The 17,381-nt window shown below is 39.7% G+C and carries 16 protein-coding genes; 5 read left to right on the forward strand and 11 right to left on the reverse strand.

The annotated features are described in order from the left end of the window. Nucleotides 1–67 precede the first annotated feature (67 nt). The 8 genes from hisIE to hisG are packed head-to-tail and all read right to left on the reverse strand — an operon-like array spanning nt 68 to nt 7,152. The gene (hisIE, locus tag H5122_RS09885) at nt 68–682 is read right to left on the reverse strand and encodes a bifunctional phosphoribosyl-AMP cyclohydrolase/phosphoribosyl-ATP diphosphatase HisIE (protein ID WP_182681958.1); all 615 of its coding nucleotides are present in this window, start codon (nt 680–682) and stop codon (nt 68–70) included. After that, on the reverse strand, nt 673–1,452 hold the full coding sequence (gene hisF, locus H5122_RS09890; RefSeq protein ID WP_182675447.1) for an imidazole glycerol phosphate synthase subunit HisF: 780 nt from the start codon (nt 1,450–1,452) through the stop codon (nt 673–675). The genes hisIE and hisF overlap by 10 nt, the downstream gene beginning before the upstream one ends. Beyond that, nucleotides 1,434–2,168: a 1-(5-phosphoribosyl)-5-[(5-phosphoribosylamino)methylideneamino] imidazole-4-carboxamide isomerase gene (locus H5122_RS09895; protein ID WP_002960267.1), complete on the reverse strand. Its 735-nt coding sequence runs from the start codon at nt 2,166–2,168 to the stop codon at nt 1,434–1,436. Before H5122_RS09895 ends, hisF begins: the two co-directional genes overlap by 19 nt. A 33-nt stretch (nt 2,169–2,201) precedes the next feature. Next, nucleotides 2,202–2,792 carry an imidazole glycerol phosphate synthase subunit HisH gene (gene hisH / locus H5122_RS09900; RefSeq protein ID WP_182681957.1) on the reverse strand — a complete coding sequence of 197 codons (591 nt, stop codon included), beginning with the start codon at nt 2,790–2,792 and terminating at the stop codon, nt 2,202–2,204. Beyond that, nucleotides 2,789–3,850 carry a bifunctional histidinol-phosphatase/imidazoleglycerol-phosphate dehydratase HisB gene (gene hisB, locus H5122_RS09905; protein WP_008138596.1) on the reverse strand — a complete coding sequence of 354 codons (1,062 nt, stop codon included), beginning with the start codon at nt 3,848–3,850 and terminating at the stop codon, nt 2,789–2,791. The genes hisH and hisB overlap by 4 nt, the downstream gene beginning before the upstream one ends. Continuing rightward, nucleotides 3,847–4,956 carry a histidinol-phosphate transaminase gene (gene hisC, locus H5122_RS09910; protein ID WP_182681956.1) on the reverse strand — a complete coding sequence of 370 codons (1,110 nt, stop codon included), beginning with the start codon at nt 4,954–4,956 and terminating at the stop codon, nt 3,847–3,849. The genes hisB and hisC overlap by 4 nt, the downstream gene beginning before the upstream one ends. After that, nucleotides 4,946–6,247, reverse strand: a complete 1,302-nt coding sequence (hisD, locus tag H5122_RS09915) for a histidinol dehydrogenase (protein ID WP_024597350.1) — start codon at nt 6,245–6,247, stop codon at nt 4,946–4,948. Before hisD ends, hisC begins: the two co-directional genes overlap by 11 nt. Before the next feature lie 5 nt (nt 6,248–6,252). Further along, on the reverse strand, nt 6,253–7,152 hold the full coding sequence (gene hisG, locus H5122_RS09920) for an ATP phosphoribosyltransferase (protein ID WP_002960257.1): 900 nt from the start codon (nt 7,150–7,152) through the stop codon (nt 6,253–6,255). Between the two features lie 419 nt (nt 7,153–7,571). Here hisG and H5122_RS09925 point away from each other — a divergent pair, with 419 nt between their 5' ends. Then, nucleotides 7,572–7,808, forward strand: a complete 237-nt coding sequence (locus tag H5122_RS09925; RefSeq protein WP_002960256.1) for a hypothetical protein — start codon at nt 7,572–7,574, stop codon at nt 7,806–7,808. A 114-nt stretch (nt 7,809–7,922) separates the two neighbouring features. Here the strand turns inward: H5122_RS09925 and H5122_RS09930 are convergent, their stop codons facing one another. Both H5122_RS09930 and H5122_RS09935 read right to left on the reverse strand, forming a co-directional pair. After that, nucleotides 7,923–9,776 (reverse strand): cytochrome c/FTR1 family iron permease, encoded by a 1,854-nt coding sequence (locus H5122_RS09930; protein ID WP_182682002.1) that lies wholly within the window; start codon nt 9,774–9,776, stop codon nt 7,923–7,925. A 283-nt stretch (nt 9,777–10,059) separates the two neighbouring features. Beyond that, complete coding sequence (locus H5122_RS09935; protein WP_182672379.1) at nt 10,060–11,343, reverse strand: sodium:proton antiporter; 1,284 nt, start codon at nt 11,341–11,343, stop codon at nt 10,060–10,062. 331 nt (nt 11,344–11,674) lie between these two features. Between H5122_RS09935 and H5122_RS09940 the strand changes: the two genes are divergently transcribed. From H5122_RS09940 to H5122_RS09950, 3 genes are all read left to right on the forward strand, one after another. Next, the gene (locus H5122_RS09940; RefSeq protein WP_182672378.1) at nt 11,675–13,591 is read left to right on the forward strand and encodes an ATP-dependent DNA helicase; all 1,917 of its coding nucleotides are present in this window, start codon (nt 11,675–11,677) and stop codon (nt 13,589–13,591) included. A gap of 9 nt (nt 13,592–13,600) precedes the next feature. Next, on the forward strand, nt 13,601–14,302 hold the full coding sequence (tsaB, locus tag H5122_RS09945; protein ID WP_182681955.1) for a tRNA (adenosine(37)-N6)-threonylcarbamoyltransferase complex dimerization subunit type 1 TsaB: 702 nt from the start codon (nt 13,601–13,603) through the stop codon (nt 14,300–14,302). Between the two features lie 68 nt (nt 14,303–14,370). Continuing rightward, entirely contained in the window at nt 14,371–14,700 is a 330-nt protein-coding gene (locus tag H5122_RS09950; RefSeq protein WP_138490076.1) for a hypothetical protein, read from the forward strand. A 98-nt stretch (nt 14,701–14,798) separates the two neighbouring features. Here the strand turns inward: H5122_RS09950 and H5122_RS09955 are convergent, their stop codons facing one another. Then, nucleotides 14,799–16,088, reverse strand: coding sequence for an alkaline phosphatase (locus tag H5122_RS09955; protein ID WP_182672375.1), 1,290 nt, complete (start codon nt 16,086–16,088; stop codon nt 14,799–14,801). Between the two features lie 411 nt (nt 16,089–16,499). Here H5122_RS09955 and H5122_RS09960 point away from each other — a divergent pair, with 411 nt between their 5' ends. Continuing rightward, a complete protein-coding gene (locus H5122_RS09960) occupies nt 16,500–17,357 on the forward strand; it encodes an alpha/beta hydrolase (protein ID WP_182681954.1) in 858 nt (285 codons plus the stop codon). The last annotated feature ends 24 nt before the right edge of the window (nt 17,358–17,381 follow it).

Raw genomic sequence — 17,381 nt, forward strand, 5'->3', positions numbered from 1 at the left:
ACGTGATTTACTGTAAAAATAAAAAGGCCCATATAAATATGAGCCTCTTTGTTAGTTACAACTAATGCTATTTATGGCGACCTTGCAAGCATTTAACTACATCTTCAAGGGCTAAGCCTTGGCGTTGTAGCAATACTGTCAGGTGATAAATTAAATCAGCAGACTCGTTTGTTAGCTCATCGTTATCGTGTTTCATAGCGGCAAGGGCAACTTCTACGCCTTCTTCACCTACTTTTTGACAACTACGGCTTAAGTCTTTTGCAAATAATGACGCTGTGTAGCTTTTTTCAGGGTCGTCATTTTTACGCGCAACAATCACATCTTCTAACTGTGCTAAAAAGCTCAGGCTTGGTTTTGCATCATCGCCAAAGCAGCTTTGTGTGCCTAAGTGGCACGTTGGGCCTTCTGGGTTAGCAAGGACTAAAATTGAATCGTAGTCACAATCGGTATGCACAGATACTACGTTTAAGTAGTTTTCTGATGACTCGCCTTTAGTCCATAAACGCGATTTTGAACGCGAGTAAAACGTTACCTTATTAGTATCAAGCGTAACAGCGAGTGCTTCGCTGTTCATAAAGCCTTGCATTAAAATAACACCCGAGCGGGCATCTTGAATAATAGCAGGGATCATGTCACTTTTAGCGAAATCAACTTGGGTTTGGTTTTGTTGTGTTACTTGCATAATCTTGCTGCCACTTGGTTATCTATTAAAAATTGTTTTAGTTCGCCAATGTTAATCACATTTTTATGAAAAACGCTGGCAGCTAATGCACCATCTACTTTGCTTTGTTTAAATACATCAACAAAATCTTGCATACTACCCGCACCGCCAGAGGCGATTAAAGGAATGTCACACAGCTCGCGAATTTTACTTAGTTGCTCGTTGTCGTAACCGTTACGAACGCCATCTTGGTTCATACAGTTTAATACAATTTCGCCTGCGCCTAGGTCTTGTACGCGTTTAACCCATTCTTGTGTTTTATAGCGCGTACGGCTTGATGCATTAGGATCGCCGGTTAATTGATACACTAAATACTCGCCGGTAATTTCATCAAAAAAGCTGTCAATGCCGACTACAACACATTGCTTACCAAACTCATCGTGCAATTCTTTAATAAGTTCAGGGCGCGCAATAGCAGGGCTGTTAATGCTTATTTTATCAGCACCGCGCTCAAGTACACGCGCTGCATCAGCCACTGATTTAATACCGCCCGCTACACAAAATGGAATATCGATATTACGTGCAATGCTCTCTACCCAATTCACATCGAGTAGGCGTTTTTCAACGCTTGCACTGATCTCGTAAAAAACCAGTTCATCGGCGCCAGCTTCGCTATAGGCTTTAGCCATTGTTAAAATATCGCCAACTATTTCATGGCCTTTAAACTTAACGCCTTTAACTACTTGGCCGTCTTTAACGTCTAAACACGGGATTATGCGTTTTGATAACATGCCAATGCCTCCTCAACGCTAAATGCGCCATCAAGCAGTGATTTACCTAAAATAACGCCGCCCACACCCAGCTCTTTAAGCTTTTTAATGTCATCTAGTGAGCTAACGCCACCTGAGGCTTGCACTTTAATTGTGCTGTTATGGCGAGTTAAATCTTCGTAAAGCTCAAACGATGGACCTGTCATAGTGCCGTCTTTACTGATGTCCGTACATAAAAAATCAATAACACCTAAGCTTACATAAAAATCTACCAGCTCAAGTAAACCAAATTCAGATTCACTTAACCAACCGTGCGTTGCTGGTGCCCAGCCCGTGGCTGTTTTATTTACATCAAGAGCAATTACAAAATGCTCTGCGCCAAATTGCTCAATCCAGGCTTTTACTTGTTCGCGTTTTTCTACTGCCATTGAACCAATAACAACTTGGTTTGCACCGGCTTTTAGCCAATCACTTACATCTTGCTCTGAGCGAATACCGCCGCCCACTTGGTACGGTACGTTAAGTGCTTTGGTCGCAGCTTGAATATGTTTCCACTGTTTTTTACTTGGATCGCGTGCACCTTCTAAATCAACAAGGTGTAGTTTACCTGCGCCACTGTCGGCGTATTCTTTTAAACGCGCGCCAAGTTCGAAAGGGTAAAACTGTGCTGTGTCGTATTTACCTTGGTACAAGCGCACAATTTGATTTTGTAATACGTCTAATGCTGGAATAATCACAAATAATCTCTTTTTTGTTAGTTAATGGGCAGCTTACAACTGCCAATCAACAAAATTTTGTAATAAACGTGCGCCAACTTTTGCGCTGCGCTCTGGGTGAAATTGCATGCCTGCGTAATTGTCTTTAGCAACAATGGCTGAAAAGGTTTGACCATATTCGCCGCTCACTAGGGTGGCGTCGTTTACGGTGTGCGCAAAGCTGTGAACAAAATACACTTGCTCATCAAGCGTTAGCCCTTTAGCTAATGCATGCTCTTTGTTAACGCTTAAGTTATTCCAACCCATATGCGGCGACGTTAAATTGCCTACATCAAGCGCTTTTACTTGTCCTGGTATTTTACCTAGGCACTGTACGTTACCTTCTTCGGTACTTTCGCACAGTAACTGCATACCTAAACAAATACCCATAAGCGGGCGCTGGTATTCATTTATAGCTTGTTGCCAGCCGTTATCTACAAGGCGTTTCATAGCAACCGACGCGTGACCTACACCTGGCAATATAGCGCGCTCAAAACCCGCTAATTGCTCTGGTGAAGTAATTACTGTTGGCGTTTGACCTAAGCGTTCAAACGCAAAGCGCACTGAATTTATATTGGCACAACCGGTATTAATTATGGCAATCATAAACATCCCTTAGAGCTGGCTGTTTGTTGGGTCGTGTCTTGTGCTACTGCCATACGAAGTGCGCGTGAAAACGCTTTAAATAAGCCTTCTACTTGATGATGACAGTTACCGTCGCTTACCGATAAAATAAGGCTAATAGCGGCATTATCACTTAAGCTTTTGAAAAAGTGCTCAACCATTTGCACGTCTAAGTCGCCTGCTTTTTCGCGGCTAAAGTTAGCGTTTAATACAAATGATGCACGGCCCGATAAATCAATTTGTGCTTCAGCTTTACACTCGTCCATAGGAAGCGCAAAACCATAGCGTGCAATTTGCGATTTAGTGCCAAGGGCTTGTTTAAGTGCGACACCAAGAGCAATACCAATGTCTTCAACAAGGTGGTGCTCGTCTATGTGTAAATCGCCTTTGGCTTTAATGTTTAAACCAATGTTTGCGTGGGTGCGAATTTGATCAAGCATGTGATCAAAAAAGCCAAGTCCGGTGTCTATGCTGCCATTTTTAGTTTGATCTAAGTTTATGGCTACATCAATTTGGGTTTCTTTAGTGTTGCGTGTAACACGACCTTCGCGGTTTGCGGTAGTCAATTTTGTCACTATCGCACTCCAATCGCCGTCGTATAAAATACCTTCACAACATAAGTTTTGAGCAAGGCCAATATCGGTCTGGCGATCGCCAATAACAAAAGAGCGCGCTAAGTCTACTTTGCCTGAGCGCATAAGCTCGGTAAGTAAGCCCGTTTTAGGTTTACGGCAATCACAGTTTTGCTCATCAAAGTGTGGGCAAATTAATACTTCGTCAAAGCTAATGCCTTGGCTTTGCATTATGTCCATCATTTTGTCTTGTGCTATATCAAAATCAGCAGTAGGAAAGCTATCTGTGCCTAAACCATCTTGGTTAGACACCATTACTAAACGGTAACCTGCGGCTTGTAATTGTAATAACGCAGGAATAACACCAGGTAAAAATGCTAGCTTTTCAAGGCTATCTACCTGTTTGTCGGTAATTGGCTCTTCAATAATAGTGCCGTCGCGGTCTATAAATAAATAGGGGTTACTCATGATACTTTGTTTCCTGCTAAAGATGCTGCGGTAGCCGGCGTTTGTAAGCCATCTAACCAAATTTTTACTTGTTCAAGTTCTTGTTCACTGCCAATTGAAATTCGTAGCCAGTCGTCTTCACCGTATAGTGTAAAAGCGCGCATAACTAAACCTTGCTCAAGTGCAATTTTAAAGTAGTTTTTATCGGCTAATTTTAAAGTAACAAAGTTACCTTCACCAGTGAGAATTTTTAATGCAGCAGGGGAGGCGTTTAGCCAATCTACCAACTTAGCTTTTAAGCTATTTAAAATAGTAACTTGGCGGCGCATTGATGTAATTGCATCGGGTGCAATTGCTTGCGCTGCAATACTTGCTACAACACCAGATACCGGATACGGCGCAATGACTTTACGAATTGGCGCTAGTACGCTCACTTGTGCAAGCGTAAAGCCCGTTCTGAGCCCCGCTAGCGCAAAGGCTTTAGAAAGCGTGCGCAGAACCACTACATTACTAAACTCATTAATAAGTTTTGTGGCACTTTGCTCTGGGCAAAACTCTATATAGGCTTCGTCAACAATAACCAGTGCTTTACCCATAAGTGCTGTTGCAATCGCTTTTACTTTATCAAGTGGTGTTAGGCTGCCCGTTGGATTATTTGGGTTACAAATAAATACCAGTTTTGAGCTGCCAACAGCTGCAACTATTTCGTCAGCACTGCCATTTAATAATAATTCTTGGGTAAGCGCGTTAATACTAACATTGTGTGTATCGGCGGTAACTTTGTACATACCGTAGGTTGGTAAAAATAGCGCAATACTATCTTTAGCTGGCTCACAGTATGTGCGCACTAAAAGCTCAATGCCTTCATCTGCGCCGCGCGTCATTAATACATTTTCGCTTTCAAGATCTGTATAAGCGGCGTAACGGTCAATAACCAGTTGCGGTTGTGGATCAGGGTAGCGATTTAAATCCTCAATACTCAGTTCAAGATTTTTAGCATACGGGCTTTCGTTAGCATTTAGCCACGTAGTACCGGTTAGCTTTTCACTTTTTGCAGAGCTGTATGCAGCAAGGGCTGCAATATTCTTAGGTAATAAGCTAGACGCTTGTGCGCTCTCATTGCTCATTTTTAATTGCCTCTAAACGAATTGAAACCGCATTAGCGTGGGCATCAAGGCCTTCTGCATCTGCAAGTGGTAAAATTGCTTTTGAAAGCTGCGTTAAACCACTTTTAGTAATTGTTTGCACTGTGTATGTACGGAAAAAATCAAGCAAGTTTAAACTCGAGTAAGTTGCACTGTAACCATATGTTGGTAACACGTGGTTAGTACCCGATGCGTAATCGCCTGCAGATTCTGGTGTGTAGTCACCTACAAATACTGAGCCTGCATTTTTAACTTTATCTAGATAAGGTGTTGCGTCGCCTAGTTGTAAAATTAAGTGCTCTGGGCCGTATTGCGCCGATACGTCAAATGCTTGCTCAACTGAATCAACCAAAATAAGTGAAGAATTAGCGAGCGCTTGCTCGGCTGTTTCTTTACGGCTCAAATTAGCTAACTGGCGTGTAAGTGCCTGCTGAGTTTGTTCTATAATACTTTCGCTGTTACATAATAAAATAACTTGCGAGTCTGCGCCGTGCTCTGCTTGTGAGAGTAAATCGGCGGCTATAAATTCTGGGTTTGCACGTTCATCTGCAATAACTAATACTTCAGAAGGACCTGCTGGCATGTCAATTGCCATACCTGGGATAGTTTGCGCAACGAGCTGTTTAGCCATTGTTACGAAGCTATTACCTGGGCCAAAAATTTTGTTTACTTTAGGAACCGATTCGGTGCCATAAGCCATTGCTGCAATTGCGCCTGCGCCACCACTTTCTATCAAAGTAGTAATGCCACATAACTTAGCTGCATATAAAATAGCAGGGTTAATTGCTTTATCACCTTGTACCGGCGTAGCAAGTACAACGGTTTTAGCGCCGCTTAACTGTGCTAATACACCTTGCATAATAACCGACGATGGCAGTGGAGCACTGCCACCGGGTACATAAATACCGACTGCTTCGATGGCTTGATATTTCAGTTCACATACAACGCCTGGTTGGGTTGATAATTTAATATCTTTTGGCAACTGCGCTTCGTGAAAACGTTTAACATTTGCATAAGCGGTGTCAATTGCGTATTTAAGCTCAGCACTTAATGCTTGCTCAGATGCGTTAATTTCATCTAGCGGTACGCGCAAACGTGGGTTAGCTCTATTATCAAACTCTTTGGCCATGCTAAGTAAGGCCTCATCGCCTTGCTCTTTTACATTAGCTAAAATAGTTTTGCATATTGCTTCAACCTTTGCGCTTACAGAAACTGCAGGGCGCATTAGCGCCGCTGCTTGTACTTGTGAAGATTCCTCATTCCAACGAAGCATGGTACTTACTCCATCATTTTTTCAATTGGCATAACTAAAATAGAGTTAGCGCCTAGGGCTTTTAACTGCTCCATTGTTTCCCAAAATAATGTTTCGCTGCTTACCATGTGCAGTGCTACGTATTCTTCATTACCCGCAAGGGCAAGTAGAGTCGGTTGACCAGAACCAGGTAAAATTTCACAAATTTCATCAAGTTTGTTTTTTGGTGCGTGTAGCATGATGTATTTGCTTTCTTTAGCTTGTCTAACACCACGTAGGCGCGGCATAAGCTTATTGATTAGTGCTAGTTTGTCAGCGTCTTGCAGATCTTTATTTTGAATTAAACATGCGTTTGATTCTAAAATTGTATCACCTTGAATTAAGCCGTTTGCTTCAAGTGTTGCGCCAGTAGATACTAAATCACAAATTGCATCAGATAAACCTGCACGTGGTGCTACTTCAACAGAGCCAGTAAGCATTACTGTACTTGCGTTGATGCCTTCGCGCTTTAACCACTGAGTTAAAATTTCTGGGTAGGTAGTTGCAATACGTTTGCCTTCAAACCAGCTCTTATCGCGAGCGCCTAGCTCTTGTGGCCATGCAAGTGCAAGACGACAGTAACCAAAATCTAGTTTTGATAGTTTGTTTACTTCGCTTGGAACACCTTGGCGTTCACGTTCTGCTTGAACTTCTACTAGTACGTTTTCGCCAACAATACCTAAATCACATACACCGTCCATTACTAAACCAGGAATATCGTCATCGCGCACACGTAGTACGTCAATTGGCATATTAGTTGAGTGTGCAATTAAGCGTTGTTCACGAAGGTTAAGTTTAACACCTAACTGTTTTAATAGATCTTGACAATCTTTAGATAGGCGGCCGCCTTTTTGGATGGCGATACGTAGACGATTTGTGTTACTCATTATTCATTTTCCTTTAATTTAAAAACTAAAAACCCCGAGGGGAACCTCAGGGCGAAAATGAATCAATGTTTTTTGAATCGCCAGAGGTTCCTTTTAGGAATAACCTCTCAGCGAAAGACCTGACAGGTTATTCCGGTGAATGGTGGTGATGATGTACTGTTGTCAGGTTTAAGCGCATTTTTTATCCTATGTAACTGCTCGTTGTTATAGTAACGTTCAGTTGTTATCTGTTTAAATAAATTTCGCATTCATAAAAACATAAACAGCGATATTATGGCAAGTTTTTTTTAGCTTAATTAAAGCATACCTTATAACTGTCGATAATATTAAGAAGGAAAGTGCAATTTTTGCATATATTTGTTTGTTTATTAGCCAAACCAAGCGTTTAGATAATTTAACAGTAAACTAAGGAAGTGTGTATGGATATCATGATTCCTTATTTAGGAAGAATAACCAGGCTAGAAGTTGAGTCAAAAAGTGCTTTTCATATTGCGGGTGTGCAAAGTGGATCGGCCGCTGAAAAAGTGGAGCTAGAGAATAAAAAAAGGCGTGAGTTACAAAAAAAGAAAAAGCTCAATATGCTTGACGACCAAAATAGTAAAAAAAAGTCTAACGTAGATGATGACGAAAACCCCCATTTAGATACATGGGCTTGATAATACCAATTTTACTAAATACATAAGCAATTAACTAAAAAGGCCCTTGCGGGCCTTTTTACTATGTATTTTGCTTATGCCAATTAGCTTAAACTCTTAAGCAGATAGGCATTACTATTGGTTTTTGCTTTTAAATATATAAAAGCTAAATATAGCGAACACGCATACCTGAGCTACAATACCTTGCCATGTTGACTTAATACCAAGCCATGCTATTTCAAAGCTCATTGGTAGCGGGGCAATACCTATTATATCGGCCTCTTGTAATGCAATAACGGCTTTGCCCATAAGCACAAACGAGAGTGCGAATAATAGGTAAGTGGTAATTGCAAAAAACTTAGCAACCGGTAATTTAATTGAGTACTTAATTAATACCCACGTAATAATAGCCAGTATTGCTACAGCTATCGCAAAACCCGATGCAATAGATGAATATTGAGCAGGCGAGCTTTGCGTTAATAAAGACTGATAAAACAATACGGTTTCGAATACTTCTCGGTACACGGCAATAAAAGAAAGCCCCGCTAATCCCCAAAGTGTTCCCGACTCAAGACGCTTATCTATATTGTCTTTTATATATTTTTGCCATTGTTGCGCACTTGTTTTACTGTGCATCCATACGCCAACATACAGTAAGATTACAGCGGCAAACAATGCACCAGCACCTTCCATAACTTCGCGACTTGCACCACTTATTTCTATTAATGTTTGCGCAGCAGCCCATGTTAAGCCACCGGCAATAAGTGCTGTTACCCAGCCAACATGTACGTATTTAAGCGCATCTTGACGTTTCGTTTTAATAAGCACAGTCATAAGGGCAATAATAACTAAGAGTGCCTCTAAGCCTTCTCGCAGTAATATTATTAAACTAGCAGAAAGTAGAGCGCCATCAGTTAGCTTGGTTTCGTTTAGCATGCTATCTGCTTTAGCGAGTTGTGTTAGTGCGGCATTTACTTTTTCGGCAACGACGGCTGTATCTTTTTCGTTTTTGAATGTTTGGCGCAGGTTCATCAGTTGTACTTCGATGTTTTTACGCAGTGTTTCGTCGTAGGCATTTAAGTTGTTTTCAACAAGCTCAAAGCCATCTAAGTATGCGCTAATTGCTAAATCACTTGCTTGTGAGTAATTGCCTTCAGCATGCGCAGCTTGCGCTGCAAGTAACTGCGTTCGAGTAACTGTTATCGGATTTTTGTTAGCGCTAAATAATAGCTCTGGATTACCACGAAGCCATTTAACGTAATGTGCTTGTGCTTCACTTTGACCTGCCGATAATTGTGCAGGGTTTAGGTTTACAATCTGCGAAGCGGTAATGTTTTGTTCTACATTTTGTGGTTTTTGAACATCTTTAAATGCCAAGCTACCTACATAGAAAGCTAAAGACCATCGTTGTTGTTCATTAAATTGGGTAAAAGCAACCATAGGTGTGTCGTCAATGCCGTTACTTACAGCGTCAAATAACCCCATTAATGAGCGGTTTGTTGCGCGTTCTTCATCGGTAAAGTTGGTAGGTTCTGGTGATAAATTTTTTACAAGCGGACCGTCGCCTTGACCACTAGGGCCGTGACACATTGAGCAGTTAGTAGCAAAAAGCGCTTTAGTTTGCTCAACCGGAAGCAGCGATGTAGGTAACGATAGTTGTGGCATAAAGGTAAGCAGCGACTCACGAAGCGCTGAGCTTGCTGCACGTACATCGGCAACACTCGCTTTATTGGCAATCGCTGTATGCAGTGCTTTAGCTTGTGCCTTTACTGTATCAAACTCATTGGTTTGGCTTGATAGCTGTCCAGCTTGCTCAATAATAACGTGCGAAAATTCAGTCATTTCTTGATATTCGTCGGGGTCTAGTATTTCACCATTTCCAACAGCTGCCACGTAATCTACACCTACATACTCTGCAAGCTGTGCAATTTGTTTTATTTTTGTTTGCTCATTAGGTGAGGCCGACACATTAAAGCTTGCCATAGCCATTATAAAAAGCACAAAAAAACAATGAAATTGTCGTTTGCCCAGAGATACCAAATTTAAAAACACGTGAGAATTATTTTTGGACATTGAAAAGCCCTACAGAGGAAAAGCCAAAATTATAATTGTTTTCATTTGCATTTCAAGCGGATTAATTTAAACAAAGAAGATAAATAAAAAGGATAACAATTTATAGAACTTTAAAGTGTTTTTGTAACACGTGAGTAACAGTAACCAAGTGATTTATATAATAACTTGGTTACTGAGTTGATTGCTCACAAAGCATTTATTACTTTGCTTGCTCAGCTGACTTAATGCTGCTTTGAATAAGCGGCGAAATAGTTAAGCCTTGTACAATAATAGAAAATATAACCACAACGTAGGTAACAATAACGATTAGGTTATGTAGGTCAGAGCCGCCTATAAAAACTTGCTCGCGTGGGATTGCTGCCGCCATTGCCAGTGCAAGACCACCGCGTAGCCCACCCCAGGTTAAAATTTTAACACTATGTTTATCGTAACTTCTAAAGCGTTTAAAGATAACAAAGGGTGCGCCTACACTAATAAAGCGTGCTAGTAATACTGCAGGTACCATTAGTAAGCCTAAGCCAATTTCACCAAGCGTGATTGGCATCGTCACTATTAGCATACCTATTATTAAAAACAGTAGGGCATTTAAAAAGCTATCGGTTGCATGCCAAAAATCTTTTACGTAACGAGTGTCTTCAGGCCCCGTGCGCTCAGTTGCTTTAGTACGAGTAATGTTACCCATTAATATGCCGCTCGTAACCATGGCAAGTGCGCCTGATATTTCCCAAATATTTGCAGCAGCAAAACCCGCGGTAGGAATAGTTAAGGTTATCAATAGGCGAATGTTTACATCGCGGCTGTTAATAATTAAAAAGTGGCCAACCAAAGCAATAACCAAACCAAACGCAATGCCGCCTAGGGCGTCTACAAAAAAGAGTTCTGCTATATCGCCAAATTGTGCATCGGTGCCATAAAAAGCAACCGAAAAAATGGTCGTAAATATTACTAAACCAATACCGTCGTTAAATAGCGACTCACCTTCTACTTGAACTGAGATTCCTTCTGGCGCTCGCATTTGTTTAATAATAGCAAGTACAGCAATAGGGTCGGTTGGGCTAATAAGCGCGCCAAATAATAAACAGTATATAAACGGTACATCAAAGCCAAATAAGGCAAATAGATAAAAACTTAAATAACCGACTATAAAAGTGGAAGCAATAGTAGAAAATAGCACTAGTGCGGTTATTTCCCAGCGCTGTTTACGAAGCGCCATAAGGTTAATTTCCAATGCGCCAGCATAAAGTAAAAATCCGAGCATACCTTTGAGTAATAACTCGTTAAAGTTAATACTGGAAACAATTTGGGTCATGGCTAACGCATTTTGATCGCCTAATAATTTAACGGCAATAATCAATAATAAAGAAATAACAACTGAGCCTGTAGTAATGGCAATTGTAGTTTGCATTTTGAGGATATATTGGTTTGCAAAAGCAATAAAAATTGCAATGGCAGAGAGAAAACAAATGAGATACCAAGCATTCATTGGCTAACCTTACTATTTTTTTAACGACACACGAAAAAGAGGATTATAAACCCGCGTATGGTACTCCTGTAATATTTCAGAGTCACAGTTTTTATGCCTAAATATAGCTTTTAATACGGATTGTTTTTAGTAAGAGTTAATAGAAAATTAGGCTTTGTAAATATTGTCATTATTAAATTAAATGTACGTTATAAATACACAGTGTATTGTAAAATCGAATGATTAATCTCACTATTAAAGTGCGTATTAATTCGTAAAGTAAAAGTGGGTTTTGTAATTACTTGCCCTTAATGCTTTGCTTACGTAAAATCCCGCTATTATTTATTTTAAAGTGATTGGTATTATCAAACAGCTGTTTAGTGCAACCGGGCCTTTAGCGTTATCTTTAGATGGGTATACGCCTCGCCAACCACAAATTGATATGGCAGTAGCTGTTGCGGATGCATTAAAAAACAGTTCGCAATTAGTTGTTGAAGCAGGCACGGGTACGGGTAAAACATTTGCATATTTAGCCCCTGCACTTAAGTCAAAAGGGCGCACGATAATATCAACAGGTTCTAAAGCTCTACAAGAGCAGCTTTATCACCGAGATTTACCGCAACTAGTTAAAGCTTTAAGTGCTTCAAAAAAAACCGCCTTATTAAAAGGGCGCGCCAATTACCTATGCACCTACCGACTTAATCAACATGTTGCACATGTACCTACTGACGACTCTGACGTAATGCATCAACTAGCTATGGTAGCTAAGTTTGCAAGCGAAACACAATCGGGCGATTTGGCTGATTGTATAGGTATAGAAGATGATGCCAAAGTACTGCCTTATGTAAATTCAACAGCCGATAATTGTTTAGGTAAAGACTGTCCAGATTTTCAAAGCTGTTATATACGCAAAGCACGTCTAACTGCGGCCGATGCCGATGTGGTTGTAATTAATCACCATTTGTTTTTTGCTGATATGGCTGTAAAAGAAAGTGGCTTTGCTGAACTTATGCCAAAAGCAGATGCTTACATATTTGATGAAGCCCATCAGTTAAGCGAAATTGCCAGCGATTACTTTGGTGAAAGTGTTAGCACTAAAAAGTTGGTAGATTTAATTAATGATTTACGTGCTATTTATAGAGCTGAAATTCCCGATATGCTGCAACTTGGTAAAAGCTTAAACAAGCTTGAGACAAGCGTTGCTGATTTACGTTTACAATTTGGTGTTGATGGCAGCCGTGGCGATTGGCGAGAAAAACTAAGCGATAAACAAATTTGCGCGGCGCTCCATCGTGTGATCAGTGATTTAGATTTTGTTTACCAAGTACTTAAACTTTGCCTAGATAGAAGCGACAAAATTGAGCATCCATTTGAACGTGCACTTGCGTTTAAAGGGCAGTTAGAGCGGGTTTTTGATACAGCCCAAACCGGCTTTAGTTATTGGTATGAAACAACGCGCCGTTATTTAACAATTAATATAACGCCATTGAATGTATCAGCGAAGTTTGCTCAAATGATGCAAGACACGGGCGCAGGATTTGTATTCACTTCTGCAACACTTTCGGTTGATAACAAACTAGAGCATTTTAATGCAAGCCTAGGTTTAAAACCAAAACAAAGCATGATGGTAGATAGCCCATTTGATTACCCTAATCAGGCGCTGCTGTGTTTACCTCGCTACTTACCCGAATCGCATGCTGATAATATGCCACATGCAATTGTAAAGCTAACGCTTGAGCTTATAAAATCAGCACAAGGGCGTTGTTTTGTGTTATTTACTAGCTATCGAATGATGCACTTAGTGGCCGAAGGGCTAACTACACAAATAGACTACCCAGTTTATATGCAAGGGCAAATGTCTAAGCGTATAATTTTAGAGAAATTTACTCGCCATGGTAATGCGGTATTACTCGGCACGGCTTCTTTTTGGGAAGGTGTTGATGTACGCGGCAGTACATTAAGCTGTGTTATTATAGACAAATTGCCATTTGCAGCCCCTGACGATCCATTGCTACAAGCTAAAATGCAAGATTGCCAAATGCAGGGAAAAGACCCTTTTTCACACATACAATTACCGCAGGCTGTTATTGCGCTAAAGCAAGGTGTAGGGCGTTTAATTCGAGATAGTAAAGACAAAGGCGTACTTGTAATATGCGATAATCGCTTAGTTACACGCCAATATGGCCAAGTATTTTTGAAAAGCTTACCACCGATGCGCCGCACGCGAAGCTTAGAAGATGCCAATACATTTTTAAAACAAATTAATTAGAGTACTAAAATGATCAAAAGTAATATCCTTGCCCTTGATGCTTCAACTGAAGCACTTTCAATTGTTTTACATTACCAGGGCCAAACGTTTCATCATTTTGAAGAGTGTCCGCAGCAGCACAGCCAAAAAATACTTCCACTTGTGGATGAACTGTTAACTAAAGCAAACTGTAAATTAAAAGATTTAGACGTAATTGGTTTTGGCCAAGGGCCAGGTAGTTTCACCGGTGTACGTATTAGTGTTGCTATAGCGCAAGGTTTAGCGTATTCAACTAATTTGCCGCTTGTTGGTGTGTCTACACTGGCAACTATGGCTCAACAAACGTTTGAACAAAATGGCAGCCTGAGTGTTTATCCAAGTATAGATGCGCGTATGGGTGAGATATACTTTGCACATTACCAAGCGCAAAATAATCTAATGCTTTTAGTTAACCAAGAATGCGTTATAAAACCTGATTTACTAAACAATAAGTATATAACAACCACTGAGCCATCTGTAGCAGTGGGCACAGGTTTTAAAACCTATCCTGATGCGCTTAATGACTTTGAAAACGTGACAATTAATACTGATATTACATTGCCTGATGCACGTTATATGTTAGCGCATGTTGAAGCTGCGTTTTTAGCGGGTGACGTTGTAAAAGCGAGTGACGCTCAACCTAAATATGTGCGCGATACGGTAACGTGGAAAAAGCTACCAGGACGTGAGTAATCATATTATTTGCAAATTGGTTGTTTTTAAATCATAATTTTATGTAATATTAAGGTTGGAGACGCGTAATGACGCTGCCTATTGGTTCAGGTTTTTTTACCGGAGATATTCCGGGTAGGGTTAGCTCTACTAAAGTTGTTACTAATAAACCACAGAGTTTATTAGACCAACCGGCTGCTCAAAAAACGAATACCGATTATGTAAAAAGCAGTGTCGAGGGCGTTGAACTGGCTAATCAGCTGTTTAAAAGCAGTGCTAAAAGCAATGAATACAGCCAAACAATTTACGACCAACCGACAGCTCAAGTAAGCAAAGCGATTTCTACTTATACTGAATTTGCTAATTTAGAACGCAGAGCAGAAGTACAAAATTTAATAGGCGTTGATATATACGCTTGAAGTGCATTACCGCGCTTTACTTGAATATAGCTATAAGATTTAATAAAAAGCCCGAACATGTGTTCGGGCTTTTTGTCATTCAAAATTAAATGCAATTTTTATTTTTTAATAAAGCCGATTAGTTTATCAGCAATATCGGTATTGTTTTGCGATCCAATAAATTGTTCACTGCCTTTACCATAAGCAAATACCTGCACGTCTACAGCGGTGTGTCCGCCGGTTGTCCAGCCAGTAAAGCTTGCATCGCTAATAATGCTTTTAACAGCTAAATTAAGCGCTTTTTCACCCATTTTTTTAGCTTGCTCAAGTTTTATTTGGTTTTCAGTTGTAAATTCAATATTGGTGTTAGCAGTCCATACTGGTTTTAAATCATCAGAATCTAGTAAAAGTTGAGTTAGTTTACCAGCAGTTGCTTTAACACCTTTTACTACATCAGTTTCCCATTTGTACTGACCATGTGCGCCAAGGGTTAAACCTCCTGTAGAGTGATCTGCAGTAATGACTAAAATAGTATCTTTGTTTTTATCAACATAGGCTTTTGCTTTTTCGATTGATTTAGCAAAATCATCCATCTCAGCCATTGCACAGGCAATATCGTTAGAGTGACCACACCAATCAATTTGGCTGCCCTCAATCATCACAAAAAAGCCTTCTTTGTTTTGATTATCTAATAAACCAAGTGCTTTAGACGTTAACTGAGTAAGACGAGTTGGGTTTTCATCTAATGCAAAAGGTAAGCCTTTAGGTGCGTATAAACCAATTGCAGGTATTTGTGTAATTTGCCCTAGGTTTTTAATGTCGTCGCCATATTGATAACCAGCGGCTTTAAATTCATCAACTAAATTACGGTCATCACGAATAAAGTATTTAGTACCGCCACCAAGCATTAAATCAACCGGTAATTTACCCGCAATTTTATTGTCGATGTAATCATTGGCAATATCATTATAATTATTACGTGATTCATTATGCGCCGCAAAACTTGCTGGAGTTGCGTGGTTAATTTGTGAAGTTGCTACAAGCGCTGTTGTCATACCGCGCTCTTTTGCTATTTCAAGCATGGTTTTAACTGATTTTTTGTCTGTATCTACTGCAATTGCGCCATTGTAACTTTTATGACCGCTACTAAGTGCAGTAGCACCTGCTGCGCTGTCTGTCACATAAGTATGGTCATCAGGGTAGGTACGAGCCATGCCCTTTAAAATAGTGTCAAAAACCGTGCCTTCTACTTCTTTTGTTGCAGGGTCGTCTTTAAAATAGCGATAAGCCGTGGTGTAAGCCGGACCCATGCCGTCACCAATCATATAAATTACATTTTTAGGTGCTGATTCTGCGTAAGCACCAGAAGCGGTGCATAAAAGCGCTAATAAGCTGATCTGTTTTTTCATGGTTGTGTACCTTATGAGTGTACCTTATTTAATAGCCGCTGATATTGTATACAGATAGTATGATAAATAAATGAATATCTAAGATATTTATAATTTAGGGTTATATGAATAGAATTGTAGTTAACGCTGTTAGTTCTATTTATTTAAATTATACTGGTTATAGCTTAACTACATATAATGCTATCACCTTTTAATTGTTCAAAAGGTATACAAAGCAAACATATTTAAAAAGGTCAGCTTATTTTTTTTGTAATTAAACTTATGATATTGTTTAAATTTTATTTTATATTTTTTGCTTTCTTTAGATCACCAAGATAATTAAATAGCGAATTTTGCACCATCTTCTCGGTTAGTGGTCTGACAACTTGTATGCTATAAATAATGATGCTCTAAATTAATAAAGGACTTGCCGTGCAGCCATTTAATATTGAAACCAATAACTTGAATATTCATGGCTTAAAAGTAGGTTCTGGGGATGAAATAGTAATAGCGTTGCATGGTTGGTTAGATAACTGCCACAGTTTTATACCAATGTTAAGTAAAGCTAAGCCAAAGCACACTTGGTACTGTATTGATTTTGTCGGGCATGGTTTATCATCTTGGCGAAGTGATGATGCACATTATTATTTTGTTGATTATATTGATGATGTGTACCAACTTATTAATGCGCTTGGTGTTAAAAAAGTTCATTTAGTTGGGCATTCGATGGGAGCCATGGTTGCAGGGATTTTTGCTAGTTGCTTTGGTGATTATGTAAAATCTGTTACCTTTATTGAGGGGATTGGGTGTGTTACAACTCCTAGCGAAGGCGTATGTGAACAGCTAAAAAGTGCAGTATTAAATAGAGCGCGTTTAAAAAATAAGAAGCAGAGAGTTTATAAATCGAAAGAGCTTATTTATGAAGCACGTGCTCAAACAACCGATTTGAATAGTGAGCTGATTGCTCTTTTAATGCAGCGAAATATAAAATCGGTTTTAGATGGTTATACATTAACAACTGATCCAAAGCTTAAAAATCACTCAGGTTTTAGGTTTGATGAGGCGCAATGTATTGGTGCAATAAAAGATTTAATTGCACCGTGTCAATTAATTTTAGGTAACGAAGGTTATTCGTTTGTAAAACAAAATCTGGCAAAGTATATTAGTTATTACAATAGCTTAAAGGTTATTAATGTAGATGGTGGGCACCACTGTCATATGCAAAGTAGTGAACTATGTTTTAAGCATATTCAAGACTTTATGCTGCAAAATGGTGCATGTTATTTGTAAGTTTACGTAAAATGTGGGATTATT

The organism is Pseudoalteromonas sp. SG43-8, assembly GCF_014164245.1.
GTDB lineage: Bacteria > Pseudomonadota > Gammaproteobacteria > Enterobacterales > Alteromonadaceae > Pseudoalteromonas > Pseudoalteromonas distincta.